This is a genomic window from Pseudomonas alloputida, assembly GCF_021283545.2.
GTDB lineage: Bacteria > Pseudomonadota > Gammaproteobacteria > Pseudomonadales > Pseudomonadaceae > Aquipseudomonas > Aquipseudomonas alloputida.
This window is the reverse complement of sequence record NZ_CP128540.1, coordinates 1,024,253-1,044,521: the sequence shown is the minus strand read 5'-3', so window position 1 is coordinate 1,044,521 and position 20,269 is coordinate 1,024,253. Positions and strand designations below refer to the sequence as shown.

The 20,269-nt window shown below is 62.1% G+C and carries 17 protein-coding genes; 13 read left to right on the top strand and 4 right to left on the bottom strand.

The window, feature by feature from the left end; translation table 11 throughout:
- Nucleotides 1-84: 84 nt before the first annotated feature.
- From LU682_RS04720 to LU682_RS04685, 8 genes are all read left to right on the top strand, one after another.
- Nucleotides 85-1,095 carry an ABC transporter permease subunit gene (locus LU682_RS04720; RefSeq protein ID WP_003255257.1) on the top strand — a complete coding sequence of 337 codons (1,011 nt, stop codon included), beginning with the start codon at nt 85-87 and terminating at the stop codon, nt 1,093-1,095.
- 10 nt (nt 1,096-1,105) lie between these two features.
- Complete coding sequence (locus LU682_RS04715) at nt 1,106-2,032, top strand: ABC transporter permease subunit (protein ID WP_009685150.1); 927 nt, start codon at nt 1,106-1,108, stop codon at nt 2,030-2,032.
- Nucleotides 2,033-2,042: 10 nt separating this feature from the next.
- The gene (locus tag LU682_RS04710; RefSeq protein ID WP_010952089.1) at nt 2,043-3,011 is read left to right on the top strand and encodes an ABC transporter ATP-binding protein; all 969 of its coding nucleotides are present in this window, start codon (nt 2,043-2,045) and stop codon (nt 3,009-3,011) included.
- Complete coding sequence (locus LU682_RS04705) at nt 3,011-3,979, top strand: peptide ABC transporter ATP-binding protein (RefSeq protein WP_010952088.1); 969 nt, start codon at nt 3,011-3,013, stop codon at nt 3,977-3,979. Before LU682_RS04710 ends, LU682_RS04705 begins: the two co-directional genes overlap by 1 nt.
- Nucleotides 3,980-4,965: 986 nt before the next feature.
- Entirely contained in the window at nt 4,966-5,790 is an 825-nt protein-coding gene (locus LU682_RS04700) for an AraC family transcriptional regulator (RefSeq protein ID WP_010952086.1), read from the top strand.
- 64 nt (nt 5,791-5,854) lie between these two features.
- Nucleotides 5,855-7,261: an NAD(P)/FAD-dependent oxidoreductase gene (locus LU682_RS04695; RefSeq protein WP_049586433.1), complete on the top strand. Its 1,407-nt coding sequence runs from the start codon at nt 5,855-5,857 to the stop codon at nt 7,259-7,261.
- Between the two features lie 33 nt (nt 7,262-7,294).
- On the top strand, nt 7,295-7,636 hold the full coding sequence (locus LU682_RS04690) for a cupin domain-containing protein (protein WP_010952084.1): 342 nt from the start codon (nt 7,295-7,297) through the stop codon (nt 7,634-7,636).
- A gap of 52 nt (nt 7,637-7,688) precedes the next feature.
- Nucleotides 7,689-8,768, top strand: coding sequence for a polyamine ABC transporter substrate-binding protein (locus tag LU682_RS04685; protein WP_003248478.1), 1,080 nt, complete (start codon nt 7,689-7,691; stop codon nt 8,766-8,768).
- Between the two features lie 130 nt (nt 8,769-8,898).
- Here the strand turns inward: LU682_RS04685 and LU682_RS04680 are convergent, their stop codons facing one another.
- Nucleotides 8,899-10,482 carry a peptide chain release factor 3 gene (locus tag LU682_RS04680; protein WP_003248481.1) on the bottom strand — a complete coding sequence of 528 codons (1,584 nt, stop codon included), beginning with the start codon at nt 10,480-10,482 and terminating at the stop codon, nt 8,899-8,901.
- Nucleotides 10,483-11,038: 556 nt separating this feature from the next.
- On the opposite strand from LU682_RS04680, the gene LU682_RS04675 reads away from it, so the two are divergent.
- From LU682_RS04675 to LU682_RS04660, 4 genes are read left to right on the top strand one after another with little or no spacing between them, the layout of a single operon-like run.
- Nucleotides 11,039-11,752 (top strand): ABC transporter permease, encoded by a 714-nt coding sequence (locus tag LU682_RS04675; RefSeq protein WP_003248483.1) that lies wholly within the window; start codon nt 11,039-11,041, stop codon nt 11,750-11,752.
- Nucleotides 11,753-11,765: 13 nt separating this feature from the next.
- Nucleotides 11,766-12,677 (top strand): glycine betaine ABC transporter substrate-binding protein, encoded by a 912-nt coding sequence (locus LU682_RS04670; protein WP_049586430.1) that lies wholly within the window; start codon nt 11,766-11,768, stop codon nt 12,675-12,677.
- A complete protein-coding gene (locus LU682_RS04665; protein ID WP_010952080.1) occupies nt 12,674-13,327 on the top strand; it encodes an ABC transporter permease in 654 nt (217 codons plus the stop codon). Before LU682_RS04670 ends, LU682_RS04665 begins: the two co-directional genes overlap by 4 nt.
- Nucleotides 13,324-14,481 carry an osmoprotectant ABC transporter ATP-binding protein OsmV gene (locus LU682_RS04660; RefSeq protein WP_010952079.1) on the top strand — a complete coding sequence of 386 codons (1,158 nt, stop codon included), beginning with the start codon at nt 13,324-13,326 and terminating at the stop codon, nt 14,479-14,481. Before LU682_RS04665 ends, LU682_RS04660 begins: the two co-directional genes overlap by 4 nt.
- Before the next feature lie 89 nt (nt 14,482-14,570).
- Here the strand turns inward: LU682_RS04660 and LU682_RS04655 are convergent, their stop codons facing one another.
- From LU682_RS04655 to LU682_RS04645, 3 genes are all read right to left on the bottom strand, one after another.
- A complete protein-coding gene (locus tag LU682_RS04655) occupies nt 14,571-17,000 on the bottom strand; it encodes a TonB-dependent siderophore receptor (protein ID WP_010952078.1) in 2,430 nt (809 codons plus the stop codon).
- Nucleotides 17,001-17,108: 108 nt separating this feature from the next.
- Nucleotides 17,109-18,071, bottom strand: a complete 963-nt coding sequence (locus tag LU682_RS04650) for a FecR family protein (protein ID WP_049586482.1) — start codon at nt 18,069-18,071, stop codon at nt 17,109-17,111.
- A 20-nt stretch (nt 18,072-18,091) separates the two neighbouring features.
- A complete protein-coding gene (locus tag LU682_RS04645) occupies nt 18,092-18,577 on the bottom strand; it encodes an RNA polymerase sigma factor (RefSeq protein ID WP_003248496.1) in 486 nt (161 codons plus the stop codon).
- A 507-nt stretch (nt 18,578-19,084) separates the two neighbouring features.
- Here LU682_RS04645 and LU682_RS04640 point away from each other — a divergent pair.
- The gene (locus LU682_RS04640) at nt 19,085-20,248 is read left to right on the top strand and encodes a type III PLP-dependent enzyme (protein WP_003248498.1); all 1,164 of its coding nucleotides are present in this window, start codon (nt 19,085-19,087) and stop codon (nt 20,246-20,248) included.
- Nucleotides 20,249-20,269 lie beyond the last annotated feature (21 nt).

Below are 20,269 nucleotides of genomic sequence, written 5' to 3'. Positions count from 1 at the left end.
ACGACCGCCGGCCACCCACACGGGGACCGGCGGCACTGCCGTACCGGGCTGATCGCCCCACGGCCTGATGAGGTAACCCCGACAATGTTGAGTTTTATTGCCCGGCGCCTTGGCCTGCTGATACCGACCTTTTTCGGCATCACCTTGCTGACCTTCGCGCTCATACGCCTGATCCCCGGCGACCCGGTGGAAGTGATGATGGGCGAGCGCAGGGTCGACCCCGAAATGCATGCCCAGGCCATGGAACGCCTGGGCCTGAACAAGCCATTGCCGGTCCAGTACCTGGACTACGTCGGCAAACTTGCCCAGGGTGACCTTGGCGAATCGCTGCGCACCCGCGAAAGCGTGTGGCGCGAGTTCCTCACCCTGTTCCCGGCCACCCTGGAACTGGCCTTCGCCGCCCTGCTGTTCGCCGGCGTCGTCGGCCTGCTGGCCGGTGTAATCGCCGCACTCAAGCGCGGTTCGCTGTTCGACCACGGGGTCATGGGCATATCACTGGCCGGCTACTCGATGCCGATTTTCTGGTGGGGCCTGATCCTGATCATGTTCTTCTCCGTGAGCCTGGGCTGGACCCCGGTTTCCGGGCGCATCGACCTGCTCTACGACATCGAGCCGAAGACCGGCTTCATGCTTATCGACACCCTGCTCAGCGATGAAGAAGGCGCGTTCAAGGACGCTGTGATGCACCTGATCCTGCCGGCCATCGTGCTCGGCACCATCCCGCTGGCAGTGATCGCCCGCATGACCCGCTCGTCGATGCTTGAAGTACTGCGCGAAGACTACATCCGCACCGCCCGCGCCAAAGGCCTGTCGCCGGCCCGTGTGGTGTTCGTCCATGGCCTGCGCAATGCGCTGATCCCGGTGCTGACCGTGTTCGGCCTGCAGGTCGGCACGCTGCTGGCCGGTGCGGTGCTGACCGAAACCATCTTTTCCTGGCCGGGCATCGGCAAATGGCTGATCGAAGCCATCGGTGCCCGTGACTACCCCGTGGTCCAGAACGGCATCCTGTTGATCGCCTGCCTGGTGATTCTGGTCAACTTCGTCGTGGACATCCTCTACGGCCTGGCCAACCCACGCATCCGTCATCAGCGCTGAGGCCCTTGCCATGACTAGCCCGATTCCAAAATCCGTGTCACCGGCCAGCCCGGTGGACCAGAGCCTGCTCTACCCCTCCCCGTACAAAGAATTCTGGCAAGCCTTCGCGCGCAACAAGGGCGCGGTCATGGGCCTGGCCTTCATGTGCCTGGTGGTGTTCTGCGCGCTGTTCGCGCCTTGGGTCGCCCCGCATGACCCGAGCGAGCAGTACCGCGACTTCCTGCTGACCCCGCCGGTGTGGCTGGAAGGCGGCACCTGGCAGTTCATCCTGGGCACCGACGAACTGGGCCGTGATCTGCTTTCGCGGCTGATTCAGGGTGCACGGCTATCGCTGCTGATCGGCCTGTCGTCAGTGGTGATGTCACTGATCCCGGGCATTCTCCTTGGCCTGCTGGCCGGCTTTTTCCCGCAGTTGCTCGGCCCGTCGATCATGCGCCTGATGGACGTGATGCTGGCGCTGCCGTCACTGCTGCTGGCTGTGGCCATCGTCGCCATCCTCGGCCCTGGCCTGATCAACACCGTGATCGCCATCGCCATCGTTTCCCTGCCGTCCTACGTGCGCCTGACCCGCGCCGCGGTGATGGGCGAACTGAACCGCGACTACGTCACCGCTGCCCGCCTGGCCGGCGCCGGCTTGCCCCGGCTGATGTTCGTCACCGTGCTGCCCAACTGCATGGCACCGCTGATCGTGCAGGCGACCCTGAGTTTTTCCTCGGCGATCCTCGACGCCGCTGCGCTGGGTTTCCTCGGCCTCGGCGTGCAGCCGCCTACCCCCGAGTGGGGCACCATGCTGGCTTCGGCCCGGGATTACATCGAGCGCGCCTGGTGGGTGGTAAGCCTGCCCGGCCTGACCATCCTGCTCAGTGTGCTGGCAATCAACCTGATGGGCGACGGCCTGCGCGATGCGCTGGACCCGAAACTCAAGAATGCCGCCTGAGGAGAACGCCATGTCACTGTTGCAGATCAACAACCTGAATGTGCGCTTCGGCGACGCCAATGCAGTACCGGTGGTAGACGGCCTGGACCTGAAAGTGGACGCTGGCGAGATCCTGGCCATCGTCGGCGAGTCCGGCTCGGGCAAGTCGGTCACCATGATGGCCCTGATGGGCCTGATCGACGCTCCCGGGCGCATCACCGCCGACTCACTGACCTTCGACGGCACTGATATGCTCAAGCTCAGCGGCCGTCAGCGGCGCAAGGTGGTGGGCAAGGACATCGCCATGGTCTTCCAGGACCCGATGACCGCGCTCAACCCCAGCTACACCGTAGGCTTCCAGATCGAGGAAGTGCTACGACAGCACCTGGGCCTGAAAGGCAAGGCTGCACGCCAGCGTGCTCTGGAGCTCTTGAAAAAGGTCGAGATCCCGGCCGCAGAAAGCCGCCTGGACGCTTACCCGCACCAGCTGTCAGGCGGCATGAGCCAACGTGTGGCGATCGCCATGGCCATTGCCGGCGAGCCCAAGCTGCTGATCGCAGACGAACCGACCACGGCCCTCGACGTGACGATCCAGGCACAGATCATGGAACTGCTGGTCAACCTGCAGAAGGAGCGCAACATGGCGCTCATCCTGATCACCCACGACCTCGCCGTGGTCGCCGAAACCGCCAGGCGGGTGTGCGTGATGTACGCCGGCCAAGCCGTGGAAGTGGGCCAGGTGCCAGAACTGTTCGATGTGCCCGCCCACCCTTACAGCGAAGCCCTGCTCGCCGCGATCCCCGAGCACAGCATTGGCGCCGAACGCCTGGCCACCCTGCCTGGCATCGTCCCCGGCCGCTACGACCGCCCGGTCGGTTGCCTGCTGTCACCACGCTGCCCCTATGTACAGGACAATTGCCGGCGCCAGCGCCCGCCCCTCGACCCTCAGGCCCACAGCCTGGTGCGTTGCTTCTACCCGCTGAACCAGGAGGTGGCGTGATGGCCGTCGTTCTATCCGCCCGGGAGCTGACCCGGCATTACGAAGTCTCCCGCGGGCTGTTCAAGGGCCATGCGCTGGTGCGCGCGCTCAATGGCGTGTCGTTCGAACTGGAGGCCGGCAAGACCCTGGCCGTGGTCGGCGAGTCGGGCTGCGGCAAGTCGACCCTGGCCCGCGCCCTGACCCTGATCGAAGAGCCGTCGTCCGGATCGCTGCAAATTGCCGGCACCGAGGTGAAGGGCGCCAGCAAGGCAGAGCGCAAACAACTGCGCCGCGATGTGCAGATGGTGTTCCAGAGCCCCTACGCCTCGCTCAACCCACGGCAGAAGATCGGTGACCAACTGGCCGAACCGCTGCTGATCAACACCTCGCTGAGCAAGGCCGAGCGCCGCGACAAAGTGCAGAAGATGATGGAGCAGGTCGGCCTGCGCCCCGAGCACTACCAGCGCTACCCACACATGTTCTCCGGCGGCCAGCGCCAGCGTATCGCCTTGGCCCGGGCGATGATGCTGCAACCCAAGGTGCTGGTGGCCGACGAACCGACCTCTGCGCTGGACGTGTCGATTCAGGCGCAGGTGCTGAACCTGTTCATGGATCTGCAGAAGGAGTTCAACACCGCCTACGTGTTCATCTCGCACAACCTGGCGGTGGTGCGGCATGTGGCGGATCAGGTACTGGTGATGTACCTGGGGCGGCCGGCGGAGATGGGGCCGAAGGAGGACATCTACGCGAAGCCGCTGCACCCGTATACCCAGGCGCTGCTGTCGGCGACACCCGCGATTCATCCAGACCCGTTGAAGCCGAAAATTCGTATCGTCGGGGAGCTGCCCAACCCGCTGAACCCGCCGGATGGGTGTGCGTTTCACAAACGCTGCCCGTATGCGACCGAGCGGTGTGCCAAGGAGGTGCCGGCACTGAGGCAGGTGAGTACGCGGCAGGTTGCGTGCCACTATGCGGAGCAGTTTCTTTAACTGTTAGAAAACTGGGCAGCCCTCAGTGCGAAAAACAGCAGTTTGCTGCGCTGCCCAGCTGAAGTGCCAAGGCTTTTTGATTGTGGAGCTGAATCCATTTGTGGACGAGGTTGCCATTGAGGCTGTGGCCCAAGGCGATGTTTGCGATGGAGGCGCCGGGCTCGTCGCACTCTGGGCTTTGAAAGGTTTATTGTAGGTACGGCGCTGAGGATGCCTGGAAAATCCGCTTGATGGGCCAGAAATGGTGTCCACTTTTAGGTGGACACCATGGCCTTCGCCGGTTTCGTCAGGAAGATGTGTTGGCCGGACGGATACCGGGATTCGACTATCAGGGGAGTGTCAGTTTTTTTGTGTACGGGACAAGGCATTTTCAATGCTTTGATACCTGCTTGCTGACTGCAGACGCCGTCAAGCCTAATCGGGCAGATGCGTCTACAAAACTTCCAGTTTCACCACTACCGCAAATGCTGCCATGCAAGGCAACATATCAACATGACTTTTGCAAGATAGATTTGATAGTCCATTACTATGAGCACTCATATCTACAGGCCCGCAGCGAAAAATACGCCATTGGCACACTCCCCCAAAAATCTACAATTTATATACCGAAGAAAATGTCACGAGGCCTTTGGTGTTCATCAGAACACCAAACTGGATTTATTGATCTCAAGCCCGACATCCGGGCCCTGCCTTGCACACGCCTTTTGTAGCGAAGAGTTGTAGCAAAAGGGCCGCAAAGCGGCCCCCAAAATCTCAATGCATAAAGAACCAGATCAGAATGATCACCGGAATCGGCACCCCAATCATCCAAAGCAGTATCGAGCGCATGGCCTTTCTCCTTGATCGATGGTGACAAGAAAGGTGCAGCCGCCATGCCAGTTGTATCAAAAAACTACATTCATAAGAATCAAAGGCTTACCCTCCAAGCCGCCTGAGCAAACCGTGCAATATGCAGGATCCACGCCCTTGCACCTGGGTGTTCTGCAATGCACTATCCACCCATGATCGCCACCACCCTCCCCGACGGCCCCGAGCAAACCCCGCTTACCGCCGAAATCGTGCTGCGCTACCACCTCTGCTGGAAGCATCGCGACCTCGACGGTGTCATGGCGCTCTACCACCCCGATATCCAGTACCACGACTTCTTTCAGAACCGCGTGCTCGGCCATCAGGAACTGCGCGACTACGTACGCGCCTGCCTGCCCCATGAAGCCGGCGAGGACATCGTCCACAGCGACCGCATCCGCGTCGATGGCAGCACCGCATTCATCCAGTATCAGGTCACGGTCCAGGGCGGTGACGGCCTGGTTGCGTTCCAGTCCAGCGAGGCGATCACCGTCAGGGACGGGCTGATCTGGCGGGTCAACGAATACGCCACGCTGGTCCGCCAGAACGGCACAGGCCACGCCAACAGCGGTCCGCGCCCCGCCACCAGCCGCCTGGGCTTGTCGCCTCGGCAGTTGTCGACCATGGCCCAGGACCTGGAGCATTACTTCCGGCGTCAACGCCCCTACCTCGACCCGGAGCTCGACCTGCAACAGGTCGCCGACGCCAGCGGCTACAGCCGCAACCAGATTTCCTACCTGCTCAACCAGGTGCTGGGGCAAAGCTTCTACCGCTACGTCAACCAGGCACGCCTGCAGCACCTGATGGCCAGCCTCGGCGACGACAGCGTCGAGGCGACGATCGACGAGCTGGCCTTCAGTGCCGGCTTCAACTCGCTGTCGGCGTTCTACAAGTGCTTCCGCGAACACACCGGGTTCACGCCCAAGGCCTACCTGAAGCAAATTTCCCTGCGTGCACGCACGTAAGACAGCCGCCCACTGACACCACTAGCATCGCCCACAGACCTTGACGGATGTGGAGCCAAACCCGATGCAACCCCTGCGCACGCTCAGCCTGTGGATGGACCAGCTCGACGAGCCGCTGTGCGCGCGCCCGGCACTGCGCAATGACCTCGACGTTGACGTGTGCATCATCGGTGCCGGCTATACCGGCCTTTGGACCGCGTACTACCTCAAGCGCCAGGCCCCCCAGCTGAACATCGCGGTGATTGAAGCCCAAATCGCCGGCTTCGGCGCCTCCGGCCGTAATGGGGGCTGGCTGATGGGCAACCTGCTCGGCGAAGACCGCCTGCTCGGCACCCTCTCGCCGCAACAGCGCCGCGCCAGCATCGACCTGCTGCACGGCATCCCGGATGAAGTGCATCACGTGCTGCAAAGCGAAGGCATCGACTGCGACTACCGCAAAGGCGGCGTCCTTTATTGCGCGGCGCGCTACCCGGAGCAGGAACGCAGCCTGCGCGCCTACCTCGACGACTTGTATCGCCAAGGCATGACCGAGGACGACTACCGCTGGCTGAGCCCCGAGCAGCTGGGGAGCCAGCTGCGGGTCAGCAATGCGTTTGGAGCCATTTACAGCCCGCACACGGCGACCATCCAGCCAGCCAAGCTGGTGCGCGGCCTTGCCCGGGCAGTGGAGGCGCTGGGCGTATCGATCTACGAAAATACCCCGGCCATCGACTGGCAGCCGAGCGAGGTGCGTACCCCGCTGGCACAGATTCGCTGCCAGTGGATGGTACCTGCCGTGGAGGGTTACGCCGCCAGCCTGCCGCCACTGGGCAAACACCAATTGCCAGTACAGAGCCTGCTGGTGGCCACCGAGCCGCTGCCAGAGGCCACCTGGGAGCAAATTGGCCTGAGCAAGGGCCAAGCCTTCAGTGAAAGCAGCCGCCAGGTCACCTACGGCCAGCGCACTGCCGACAACCGTCTGGTCTTCGGTGCTCGCGGTGGCTATCGCTTCGGTGGGCGTCTGCGCGAGAACTTCAACCTCGACGAACACGAAGTCGAACTGCGCCGCTACCTGTTCGGCGAACTGTTCCCGCAGCTCAAACAGGTACGCATCACTCATACCTGGGGCGGCAACCTCGGCATGGCGCGACGCTTCCGCCCACACATGCTTTGCGACCGCCAGCGCGGCATCGCCCTTGCCGGCGGCTACGGCGGCGAAGGCGTCGGGGCTACCAACCTGGGTGGGCGCACCCTGGCGGCGCTGATCCTCAACCAGCACAACGAACTGACGGCGCAACCCTGGGTGCTCGACAACCGCCCGCTATCGAGCCTGGCAAGCTGGCCTCCCGAGCCCTGCCGCTGGCTGGGCTACAACGCGATCATCCAGAGCTTCGTCCACGAGGACCGGACCCTCGCCAACCCCGCCAGTGCACCGTGGAGGCGGCGCCTGGCCATCTCGGTTGCGGACTTCATGGAAGGCTTCATGCACTGACTTCCCTTTTCACTCGTACAGGATCCACCGGTCATGAGCATCACCCAGTTCAAGAACACCGAATTTGCCGTGCTCGACAGCTCCAACCCGGTCGCGGTACCGCTCGGCGAACCCGTGGCAGTCACGTCAGTCACCTGCGTGGAGCGCAGCGATGGCGTTGAAACCGGCATCTGGGAATGCACCCCAGGGCGCTGGCGGCGGCAGATCGTGCAACAGGAGTTCTGCCATTTCATCAAGGGCCGCTGCACGTTCATCCCCGACGGTGGCGAGCCCCTGGTCATAGAAGCCGGAGACGCATTGATGCTACCGGCCAACAGCACCGGCACCTGGGACATCCAGGAGACCGTGCGCAAAACCTACGTGCTTATTTTCTGATCCGCTGATCGCCTGCCTTCGATAACAACAGACAAAGCAAGGTAAACCCGACATGCGCACCTTCCTCCTCGCCCCCCTGATGCTGGCCGCCAGCGTGGCCAGCGCCGCTGAAACGGTGAAGATCTACAACTGGTCCAGCTACGTGGCCCCCGATACGTTGAAAAACTTCCAGCAAGCCAGCGGCATCGTGCCGACCTATGACGTGTACGACAGCAATGAAACCCTCGATGGCAAGTTGATGACCGGCAATTCCGGCTACGACGTGGTGTTCCCCTCCAACCATTTCATGGCCCGGCAGATCCAGGGCAAGGCCTTGAAGCGCCTGGACAAATCCCAGCTGCCTAACTGGCACAACCTCAACCCGGTGCTGCTCAAGGCGCTGGAGGTGAACGACCCGGGCAACCAGTACGGCTTCCCGTACCTGTGGGGCAGTACCGGTATTGGCTACAACATCGACAAGGTCAAGGCGGTGCTCGGCGACAACGCGCCCGTGGACTCCTGGGACCTGATCTTCAAGCCCGAGTACATGAGCAAGCTGAAAAGCTGTGGCGTCGCGGTGCTGGACAATGGCCCCGAACTGCTGCCGATCGCCCTGCACTACCTGGGCTTGCCCCATCACAGCCAAGACCCCAAGGACTACGAGAAGGCCAAGGACCTGCTGATGAAAGTGCGGCCTTACATCAGCTATTTCCACTCGTCCAAGTACACGGGCGACCTGGCCAACGGCGATATCTGCGTGGTAGTGGGGTTCTCAGGGGATGTGCTGCAGGCGAAGAACCGCGCCGACGAGGCGAACAATGGCGTGAAGGTGGGCTATTCGATACCCAAGGAGGGCGCGCCGATGTGGTTCGACATGGTTGCCATGCCCGTCGATGCGCCGGATGAAAAGGCCGGATATGCCTACATGAACTACCTGCTGCAGCCGGAAGTGATGGCCAACATCAGCAACCACGTCCAGTACGCCAACGGCAACCTCAAGGCGGACGGGCTGGTGGACCCGGCGATGAAGGGTAATACGATGATTTACCCGAGCGACGAGGTGATGGGCAAGCTGTATGCGCTGGAGGCGATGCCGGCGAAGATCGACCGTATTCGTACGCGAATCTGGACCAGTATCAAAGCCGGAAATTGAAATGGGGCCGCCTAGCGGCCCTTCGCGGGCACGCCCGCTCCCACAGGTATCACATGACCTCCAGGTCTGGTGATTCCTGTGGGAGCGGGCGTGCCCGCGAAGGGCTGCAAAGCAGCCCCGATTTCAGGCCTTAATGGTGCTCGCGGGTAGCGCGGAACTTGATGTCCGGCCAGCGCTCTTCCATCAGCGCCAGGTTGACCCGGGTCGGCGCCAGGTAGGTCAGGTGACCGCCGCCGTCGATGGCCAAGTTTTCCATGGCCTTGGTCTGGAATTCCTCGAGCTTCTTCTTGTCATCGCAACTGATCCAGCGCGCCGACCAGACGGTGATAGGCTCGTAGGCACACTCCACCTTGTACTCTTCCTTCAAGCGGCTGGCGACCACGTCAAACTGCAGCACACCGACCGCACCCAGGATGATGTCGTTGCTGCGCTCAGGGAAGAACACCTGAGTAGCACCTTCTTCGGCCAGCTGCTGCAGGCCTTGACGCAGTTGCTTGGATTTCAGCGGGTCTTTCAGGCGTACGCGGCGGAACAGCTCCGGCGCGAAGTGCGGGATACCGGTGAAGCCCAGCGCTTCGCCTTCGGTGAAGGTGTCGCCGATCTGGATGGTGCCGTGGTTGTGCAGGCCGATGATGTCACCGGCAAAGGCTTCTTCCAGCTGCTCACGCTCGGAGGAGAAGAACGTCAGCGCATCGCCGATACGCAGGTCTTTGTTCAGGCGCACGTGGCGCATTTTCATGCCTTTCTCGTACTTGCCCGAGCAGATGCGCATGAAGGCGATACGGTCACGGTGTTTCGGGTCCATGTTCGCCTGGATCTTGAACACGAAGCCTGTGAACTTCTCTTCCACAGGCTCCACGGTGCGCTCGTGGGCCACACGGCCAAGCGGACGCGGCGCCCAGTCGACCACGGCGTCGAGCACGTGGTCGACACCGAAGTTGCCCAGTGCAGTACCGAAGAACACAGGGGTCAGCTGACCGTTGATGAACTCTTCCTGGTTGAACTCGTGGCAAGCGCCCTGCACCAGCTCCAGTTGCTCGACGAACGAATCGTACTGGTCGCCCAGGTGCGCGCGGGCTTCGTCCGAGTCCAGCTTCTGGATGATCTTGGCTTCGGTGCGCTCGTGGCCGTGGCCCGGGGTGTACACCACGATGTAGTCACCGGTCAGGTGGTACACGCCCTTGAAGTCGCGGTAGCAACCGATCGGCCAGGTGATTGGCGCGGCCTTGATCTTCAAAACGGCTTCGATCTCGTCGAGCAGTTCGATCGGGTCGCGGATGTCTCGGTCGAGTTTGTTGATGAAGCTGACGATGGGCGTGTCGCGCAGGCGGCACACGTCCATCAGGGCGATGGTACGCGGCTCTACACCTTTACCGCCGTCGAGCACCATCAGCGCCGAGTCCACCGCGGTCAGGGTGCGGTAGGTGTCTTCCGAGAAGTCTTCGTGGCCGGGGGTGTCGAGCAGGTTGATCATGTGCTCGCGGTACGGGAACTGCATCACCGAGGTGGTGATGGAGATGCCGCGCTGCTTCTCCATTTCCATCCAGTCGGAGGTGGCGTGGCGGTCGGACTTGCGCGACTTCACGGTACCGGCGACGGCAATGGCCTTGCCCATCAGCAGCAGCTTCTCGGTGATGGTGGTCTTACCGGCGTCGGGGTGGGAAATGATTGCGAAAGTGCGGCGCTTCGCGACTTCGGCGGCCTGGTTGGTCATGGGAAATCGCCTGACTGGGGGATTTGAAAGGGGCAGTATCATACCTGAAGTTGGGCCTGGACCAAAATCTGCCGAATGAATGGCGCCTGTGCCGGCCCCTTCGCGGGTAAACCCGCGCCTACAGGTACGACACAGGGTTCGGATGCGGTGCAGTCTTCGTAGGAGCGAGTTTACCCGCGAAGAGGCCGGCACAAACAAAACAAACCCAACAGGCAATCGCTTTATCACGACAAATAACCAAAACGCAGTTATTTCAACGCCTGCAGCACATCAAGTCGCTGTTTTTCTCGCCCAAAAACCCGCAACCCAGCGATTAACACTGGCCAAATGCCGCCTCAGATGGGAACCTTTACGCCCACGGAGACGTCCACTCCCCTGCAACCCGCTTCGGTTGGGGACTGGTTTCATCAGCATTTTCGGGCCCGACGGGGTTCGGCTCATGGCCTGATCGCAGCCCTCGGTTTGCATCACGCTGCTACTCGCGAACACACCACCCGCCGCCAGGACTGGCCGGCAACCAAGAAGTGTGCTCGCCGACTACACAAGGAGTCCACCTGTGGCTAAACGCTACGGAAAGGGGCTGTTGGGATGGGCCGCCGTGCTCGTCATCCTGGCCCTGCTGGTCCACTGGATCGGCATCGACACGATCGCGCGTTATCGCGACGATCTTGGGTTCTACCTGCAAGCGCACCTGGTATTGGTGCTGGCTTCGATGGCGGCGGCGCTGGCCGTGGGCATCCCCGCCGGCATTGCGTTAAGTCGACCGCACCGGGTCGACAAAGCCGAGCGCTTCATGCAGTTCTTCAACGTTGGCAACACCATCCCCCCTCTGGCCGTTCTGGCCATCGCCCTGAGTATCCTGGGCATCGGCGCCGGGCCTGCGATCTTCGCACTGTTCCTCGCGTCCCTCCTGCCCATCGTGCGCAACACCTACGAAGGCCTGAAAAACGTCCCCGCATCGCTCAAGGAAGCCGCTACCGGCATTGGCATGACCCCGCGCCAGCAACTCTGGCAAGTGGAACTGCCCAACGCCGTGCCGATCATCGTCGGCGGCGTACGTGTGGCCCTGGCGCTGAACGTGGGCACCGCACCGCTGGCGTTCCTGATCGGTGCCAACAGCCTGGGCAGCCTGATCTTCCCCGGCATCGCCCTGAACAACCAGCCGCAGCTGCTGCTGGGGGCCGCCTGCACCGCGCTACTGGCACTGGTACTGGACGCGGCGGTGAGTTTCTCCAGCAGGCGCTGGCTGGAACGTGGCCTGGCCCAATAAGGATAGGAAACGCATGAAGAAGAGAATCGCCTTGCTGCTGGGCGCGGCCCTGCTGTTCGCAGGATTTGCCCAGGCAGCGGAAAAACCGCTGATCCGCATCGGCGCGCGGGTGTTCACCGAACAGACCGTGCTCGCCGAAATCACCGCGCAGTACCTGCGCGCCAATGGCTTCGATGTGCGTGTCATCGGCGGGCTTGGCAGCAGCCTCGCACGTCAGGCCCAGGAAACCGGCCAGCTCGACCTGATGTGGGAATACACCGGGGTGTCGCTGGTGTCCTACAACCACATCGATGAGCGTATGCCCAGCGCCGAGGCCACTTACGCCAAGGTCAAGGAGCTGGATGCCAAAAAAGACCTGATCTGGCTGACCCCGTCGAAATTCAGCAACACCTATGCCCTCGGCTTGCCGAAGCAGGTCGCCGAGGCCTACCCGCAGATCAACTCGATCAGCGACCTCAACCAGGTGCTGCGCGACGAGCGCAAGCGTAATCACCTGGTGGCTCTGGACACCGAGTTCGCCAACCGCCCCGACGGCCTGGTCGGGCTCAAGGAAATGTACGACCTGCAGGTCGGCCGCGCCAACATCCGCCAGATGGACGCGGGCCTGGTCTACACGGCCATGCACAACAACCAGGTGTTCGCAGGCCTGGTCTACACCACCGACGGTCGCCTGAGCGCGTTCAACCTCAAGCTGCTCGAAGACGACAAGCACTACTTCCCCGACTACACCGCCGCCCCGGTGGTGCGCAAGGCCGTGCTCGACGCCAACCCGCAACTGGTCGCCCTGCTCAAGCCACTGGCCGAGCAGCTCGATGACGAGACCATGCGCCAGCTCAATGCCAAGGTTGACGTAGACCACCAGAACCCGACCGCAGTGGCCGCCGCATTCCTGCGAGAGCATCCCCTCAAGGAGGTACAGCCATGAGCCTGCTCGACACGTTCGCCCACCTCGACTGGGCCCAGGTGCTGCAACTGACCTGGCAGCACATCATGCTGGTCGGCATCGCCGTCGGCCTGGCGATCCTCGTTGGCGTGCCGCTGGGCATCCTGATGACCCGCTTCCCGGCAGTGGCCGGCCCGCTGCAGGCCAGCGCCACAGTGCTGCTGACCATCCCATCGATTGCGTTGTTCGGCCTTCTGCTGCCGTTCTACTCCAAGTTCGGCCAAGGGCTGGGCCCCTTGCCGGCGATCACTGCCGTGTTTCTTTATTCGCTGCTGCCCATCCTGCGCAACACCTACCTGGCCCTGACCAATGTCGAGCCCGGTATCCGTGAAGCCGCGCGTGGCATTGGCATGACCTTCGGCCAGCGCCTGCGCATGGTCGAGCTGCCCATCGCCGTACCGGTAATCCTCGCCGGCGTGCGCACCGCCGTGGTGATGAACATCGGCGTCATGACCATTGCCGCCACCATCGGCGCCGGCGGCCTCGGCGTGCTGATCCTTACCTCCATCAGCCGCAGCGACATGTCGATGCTGCTGGTCGGCGCCGTACTGGTCAGCCTGCTGGCGATCATCGCCGACCTGCTGCTGCAAACCCTGCAACGTGCCCTGACTCCAGAAGGACTGCGCTCATGATCGAACTGAAGAACCTCAGCAAAACCTTCAACGTCAACGGCAAGGACGTCAAAGCCGTCGACTCGGTAAGCCTCACCGTCAATGAAGGGGAAATCTGCGTGTTCCTCGGCCCGTCGGGCTGCGGCAAGAGCACCACGCTGAAAATGATCAACCGCCTGATCACGCCCACCTCGGGCCAGGTGTTCATCAATGGCGAAGACACCACCGGGCTGGACGAAGTTACCCTGCGCCGGCACATCGGCTATGTGATTCAGCAGATCGGTCTGTTCCCCAACATGACCATCGAGGAGAACATTACCGTGGTCCCGCGCCTGCTTGGCTGGGACAAACAGAAATGCCACGAGCGGGCTCGCGAGCTGATGCACATGATCAAGCTCGAACCCAAGCAGTACCTGCAACGCTACCCACGCGAGCTGTCTGGCGGCCAGCAACAGCGTATCGGCGTGATTCGCGCCCTGGCAGCAGATGCACCCGTGCTGTTGATGGACGAGCCGTTCGGCGCGGTCGACCCGATCAACCGCGAGATGATCCAGAACGAGTTCTTCGAAATGCAGCGGGCGCTGAACAAGACGGTAATCATGGTCAGCCACGACATCGACGAAGCGATCAAACTGGGCGACAAGATTGCCATTTTCCGTGCCGGCAAGCTGTTGCAGCTGGATCACCCGGATACCCTGTTGGCGCACCCGGCGGATGATTTCGTCAGCAACTTTGTGGGCCAGGACAGCACCCTCAAACGCCTGTTGCTGGTGCGTGCCGAGGATGCAGCGGACAACGCGCCGTCGGTGAGCCCGGAAACACCGGTGGGCGACGCGCTGGAGCTGCTCGATGAGCACGACCGCCGCTACGTGGTGGTGACCGATGCGCAGAACAAGGCGCTGGGCTATGTGCGCCGGCGCGACATGCACCGCCAGCAAGGGACGTGTGGCGATTTCCTGCGGCCGTTCAATGCCACCGCGTCGCACGATGAGCATTTGCGCATCCTGTTGTCGCGCATGTACGAGTTCAACCGCGCGTGGTTGCCAGTGTTGGATGCCGAGCAGGTGTTCCTGGGCGAGGTGACGCAGGAGTCGATTGCCGCGTACCTGAGCTCGGGGAGATCGCGGGGGGCGAAGAGCAGTATCGTTTCGCCGGCCGAGGCGGTGGTTTCGTAATCGCCGGGGGCGCTTTGCGCCCCTTCGCGGGTAAACCCGCTCCTACAAGAGCGAGCGAAGGGCCGCAAAGCGGCCCCGACAGTCTCGGATCAAAACCCAACACTGGCCTGCACGTAGAAGGTCCGCGGCTCCCCCACGTAAAGGCCGGCATTGTTGTCACTGGAGCGGGTGAAGTACTGCTTGTCGAACAGGTTCTTCACCCCCGCCGCCAGCTTCAGGTTGGACATGTCCGGCCCGAACTCATAACCGCCACGGGCATGCCAGGTCACGTAGCCTGGAATATCGCCATACTGCCCGTCAGCACTCGGCTCGGTGATGTAGTCGCCATTGAAACTGCCATCGGCATTGATCCCGGTTCCCGGCGCACGCTGCTTCGATTGGGCATAGGCGTCCAGGTTCCAGGTCCAGCGGTTAACTGCGTAACGCACCCCGGCAGTGGCCACCTGGCGTGAATAGAACGGCAGGTCTCGGCCCTTGAACCCTGGAATATCCCCTTCATAGGTCGCGCGGGTATAGGTGTAGCCACCGCTCACCGACAGCCCGTCCAGGCGCGGGTCCAGCCCGGCCAGGTCATAACGCACCGAAGCCTCGATACCCTGGTGCTTGGTCGCACCGAGGTTGGTCCAGCCCACGTCGTTGCTGATGTACTGCAGCTCATCATCGAAGTCGATGTAGAACGCCGTCAGCTCACCGGCAAAGCCGCCATTGTCATAACGGGTACCGATTTCGTAGGTCTTGGCTTTTTCCGGCTCCAGGCCATTGGCCGTACTGTTGCCAGAACCGCCCTGGCCCAGCTGGAAGTACTGCAGGCTACCGAACGACGTCTCGTAGTTGGCGAATACCTTCCAGGCATCGGAAACGTGGTACATCACGCTCAGTGCCGGCAAAGGCTCGTTGCTGGTGATGCTGCGCTTCTTCTCGGCTACCGGGCGGTTGTTGGCGTCCAGCACCGGGCGGTCGCGCCAGTCGGTATTGATGTGCTCGAAGCGCACGCCAGGGGTGATGGTCCAGTTGCCCACGTCGATCTTGTCGTCGATGTAGTAGGCGCTGGCCTCGGTGCCACCGCTGCGGTCCTGGAACACGTGGCCGTCGGAAGTCGGGGTCACCGTCGGCACGTTGTCGATCAGCGCCAGGCGAGTCGACTGTTCGCGCATCGCTTCCTTCAGGTAACGGTAACCGACACTGACTTCCTGGGTGGTTGGGCCGGCAAAGAAGATGCGCGACACACGGGGTTCAATGGCGAAGGTGTGGTAGTTGCGCGGGTACGACGACAACGTCTTCATGTCCCGCGAGGCTATTGTGCTGCCGCGGAAGCTGTCGGTGTAGTAGGTCAGCACTTCGAACTGGGTGGCATCGTCGAGCTGCCGCTGCCATTTGAACGACACATCCTTGCGCCGGCCCGCGAAGTAGTCGTAATCGCGCAGCGACTGGTACGGGTTGCTGTCGTATTGGGCCTGGGTCAAGCCACCCGGCATGTCGGCACGGCCATCGTAATAATGGAAGTTGAGCCAGAACTCATCGACATCGGTTGGCGCCCAATGCGTCTTGAGGATAACGTCGTCGATGTCGTTGCCGTTGTTGCTTTCACGGTAACCGTTGCCATTTACCCCGGTGTACAACAGCGCCACGCCCATGCCATTGTCGGCCGTGCCACCGACGAAGGCTGACTCGGTGTGTTTCCAGCCACCGTGCTGAGAGGTCTCCAGGGTGGTGGACAGCTCTGCCGAGGCCTTTTCCGGAATCGCCCGGGTTACAAAGTTGATCACGCCGCCCACGTTCTGCGGGCCATAGCGCACCGAGCCGGCACCGCGCACGACGTCGATGCTGTCGAGGTTGCCAGAAGAAATCGGTGCCATCGACAGCTGTGGCTGGCCATACGGCGCGAAGGCGGCCGGGATGCCATCGATCAGTACCGTGGAGCGCGGCGACAGGCGCGAAGTAAGGCCGCGTACGCCCACGTTCAGCGACAGGTCGCTGCCACCGGTCCCGTTGGAGTCCTGCACTTGCACGCCGGGGATGCCGCGCAGCACGTCGCGCACGTTCATTGCGCCCTTCTCCACCATTGCCTCGCGGCGTACCACAGTGCGTGCCCCAGGGTGGTTCTGTACCACGCTCTGCTGGGCATCACCCAGCCAGTCACCGACCACCTTGATGTCGGTGGGTGCCAGCTCCAGGCTGCCGCTGCCCAGGTCAAGGGTAGTCGGCAGAGGCTTCACCACAACGGTGTCCCCGGTCATCTCGAAGGTGAGCCCGCTGCCTTGCAACAGCTGTTGCAGCGCCTGCACCGGCGCGAGGTTGCCCGATACCGCCGGGGCCTGTTTGCCGGCGACCAGCTCGGGACTGAAAAACAGCTGCAGGCTGGTCTGCTGGCCGAGCTGGTTCAGCGCCGAATCCAACGGCTGGGCCTGGATCTGGAGGGTATTGCCGGCCTCTGCGGCCTGGCTGTCAACGGCCACGGTGCTGACCGCCAGGGCCAGCGCCAGGGCGCGAAAGCGTGGGAAGGGTTTGTTGTTGTTCACGTCGTCGAAACATCCTGGAATGCGGAATAAACGCCAACCGCGTGCAAATGGAAATGCTTGGCAGTTGCAGCTGGCGAGGAAGACGAACGAGTGAAAAAAAACCTGAATCTATTTGGCGATTATTTCGCTGGAGCCGTCTTCATGGGCTTTGATGGCCACCGGGAGGATGCTCGGCAAGGCCCGCAGCAGAGCGTCTGTATCGTTGGTACTGAAGGTGCCGGACAGGCGCAGCCGCGCGACTTTCCCAGGGGCGACCCGCAATGGCTGGCGACGGTAGCGCGAGGTTTCGGCCACTACTTCGGCGAGGGTTGCGTTGTCGAACACCAGCTTGCCCTGTCGCCATGCGGTAATGGCGCCGGTGTTGACCGCATAGGGTGCGGCGACCAGGCCCTGTGCATCTATATGCGACCCCTGCCCGGCCGTCAGTTGCGCCGGCGAGTCGCCCTTGCCCTGCACCCGCACCGACCCCTGTTCCACCGCCACACGGGTGCTGGCTGGGTCCAGGCGGACGTCAAAGCGGGTACCTGTGACGATCACACTGCCCTGGGCAGTGTCGACCACAAACGGCCGGTTACTGTCATGGGCGACGCTGAACATCACTTCACCAGCGTTCAGGCGCACGTGCCGCTGGCCGGCGCTGAACTCGACCTGCAACTGCGTGTTGCCATTGAGCTCCAGATGCGAGCCATCCGGCAGTTCGACCTGACGGCGCTCATTGAAGGCCGTCTGCAGGCTGCCCTGATGGTTCAGTTGCAGGTGGTGCCAGCCGCTCCAGCCCAGGCCCAGCGCCACTACCGCGACACTGGCGGCCAACGCCTGGCGCATGAAACGCCGTCGTGGCAGTTGCTGCACCGGGTCTGGCCGGCACAGCGCCTCCAGGTGCTGGCGTGGAATGAAGTCGGCGGCCTGCCACACGCGGCAGAGATGCTCATATTCTTCCCGGTGGTGCTCGTCGCTCGCCAGCCAGGCATGCAACTGCTTGTGCAGCCCGGCATCCCGAGGTGCGTCCTGCACGCGGGCGAACCATGCGGCCGCCTGCTCGCGGACGGCATCGGTACCGTGCTGTTTCATCGAAAAGGCCTCCTGACTCTTCATGCCGACACATCCAGGTGCTCACGCAGGTGCCGAAGCGTGCGGATCATATACTTTTCGACCATGTTCTTGCTCAACCCCATGCGCTCGGCAATCTCGGCCTGGGTCAGGCCTTCGAGCTTCTGCCAGATGAACACCTGCCGGCAGTTGAGAGGCAGCTCGGCCAGGGCCCGCTCAACGCTGTCGGCCAGCTCCAGGGCATGCACGTAGGCTTCCGGGTCGCCACTGCCGGTTGCGCCTTCTTCGAAGGCTTCCCGCTCCAGGGCCTGGCGCCGGTCTTCGCGACGGAAGCCATCCACAGCGATATTGCGCGCAGCCTGATGCAGGTAGGCGCGTGGCTGCTCAACCTGCTCGCGCGGGGTTTCCAGTACCCGGACAAAGGCATCGTGGGTGAGGTCCTCGGCCTGCTGACGACTGCGCAGCTTGCGCGTCCAGGTGCCGATCAGCTCATGGTAGTGGTCGAGGAAGCCTTTGTGTCCGGACACGGTCGGGGGTCATCAGGGAGGCAGATAAGGGTGCGAATAGTAATGTTTCTCATCAAAAGCAGCAAATCCGCCAGTCGGTAACAAAAAATTTATGGGCGATTTCCTGTACGGGGGTACCAGGAAAATGTGGCCATAAATATGAACACCTCCGGCCCTTTCGCGGGCAAGCCCGCTCCCACAATGAACGGGTATCCCCTGTAGAAGCGGGCTTGCCCGCGAAGGGCCCAACACGCTCCATTCCACAATTTTTTACGCTTGAAAGATCGCAGGGAACATCAGCCGGTCACACGAGTCGGTTATTCAAATGGCTGGTCGTCGATCCACGTCGATCACGCCCGGATTGCCTGTTGATTCTGCATTCTTCACGCCCTAAAGTGCGCGCCGAACGTCCATGCTGGAAACGATCCATCCGGCTCAAGTACTGAGTAGGCGAACCAAAGTGGGGATACGGAGGACGTTCAGTTTGCAGCCACTTAATCTTTCAGTTTGCCCATGGAGTCCCTGAGCATGTCGATCCAGGTCGAAGACTATTTCGCGCGTGAAACCTTCCAGAAAATGAAGGCGTTCGCTGACAAGCAGGAAACCCCGTTCGTACTCATCGACACCCAGATGATCAGCCAGGCGTACGACGACCTGCGCGCCGGTTTCGAATTCGCCAAGGTCTACTACGCGGTCAAGGCCAACCCGGCCGTTGAAATCATCGACCTGCTCAAAGAGAAAGGTTCGAGCTTCGACATCGCCTCGATCTACGAGCTGGACAAAGTGATGGGCCGCGGTGTCAGCGCCGACCGCATCAGCTACGGCAACACCATCAAGAAGTCCAAGGACATCCGCTACTTCTATGAGAAGGGCGTGCGCCTGTACGCCACCGACTCGGAAGCCGACCTGCGCAACATCGCCAAGGCCGCACCGGGCTCGAAAGTGTATGTGCGTATTCTGACTGAAGGCTCCACCACTGCCGACTGGCCACTGTCCCGCAAGTTCGGCTGCCAGACCGACATGGCCATGGACCTGCTGATCCTCGCCCGCGACCTGGGCCTGGTGCCATACGGCATCTCCTTCCACGTGGGCTCGCAGCAACGCGACATCAGCGTGTGGGACGCCGCCATCGCCAAGGTCAAGGTAATCTTCGAACGTCTGAAAGAAGAAGACGGCATCGAACTGAAGCTGATCAACATGGGTGGTGGCTTCCCGGCCAACTACATCACCCGTACCAACAGCCTGGAAACCTACGCCGAAGAAATCATCCGCTTCCTCAAGGAAGACTTCGGTGACGAACTGCCGGAGATCATCCTCGAGCCCGGCCGTTCGCTGATCGCCAACGCCGGCATCCTGGTCAGCGAAGTGGTGCTGGTCGCACGCAAGTCGCGTACCGCCGTCGAGCGCTGGATCTACACCGACGTGGGCAAGTTCTCCGGCCTGATCGAAACCATGGACGAAGCCATCAAGTTCCCGATCTGGACCGAGAAGAAAGGCGAAGCCGAGGAAGTGGTCATCGCCGGCCCGACCTGCGACAGCGCCGACATCATGTACGAGAACTACAAGTACGGGCTGCCGCTGAACCTGGCCATCGGTGACCGCCTGTACTGGCTGTCGACCGGCGCCTACACCACCAGCTACAGCGCAGTGGAATTCAACGGTTTCCCACCGCTGAAGGCTTACTACCTGTAATGCACGACGGGGCCGAAAGGC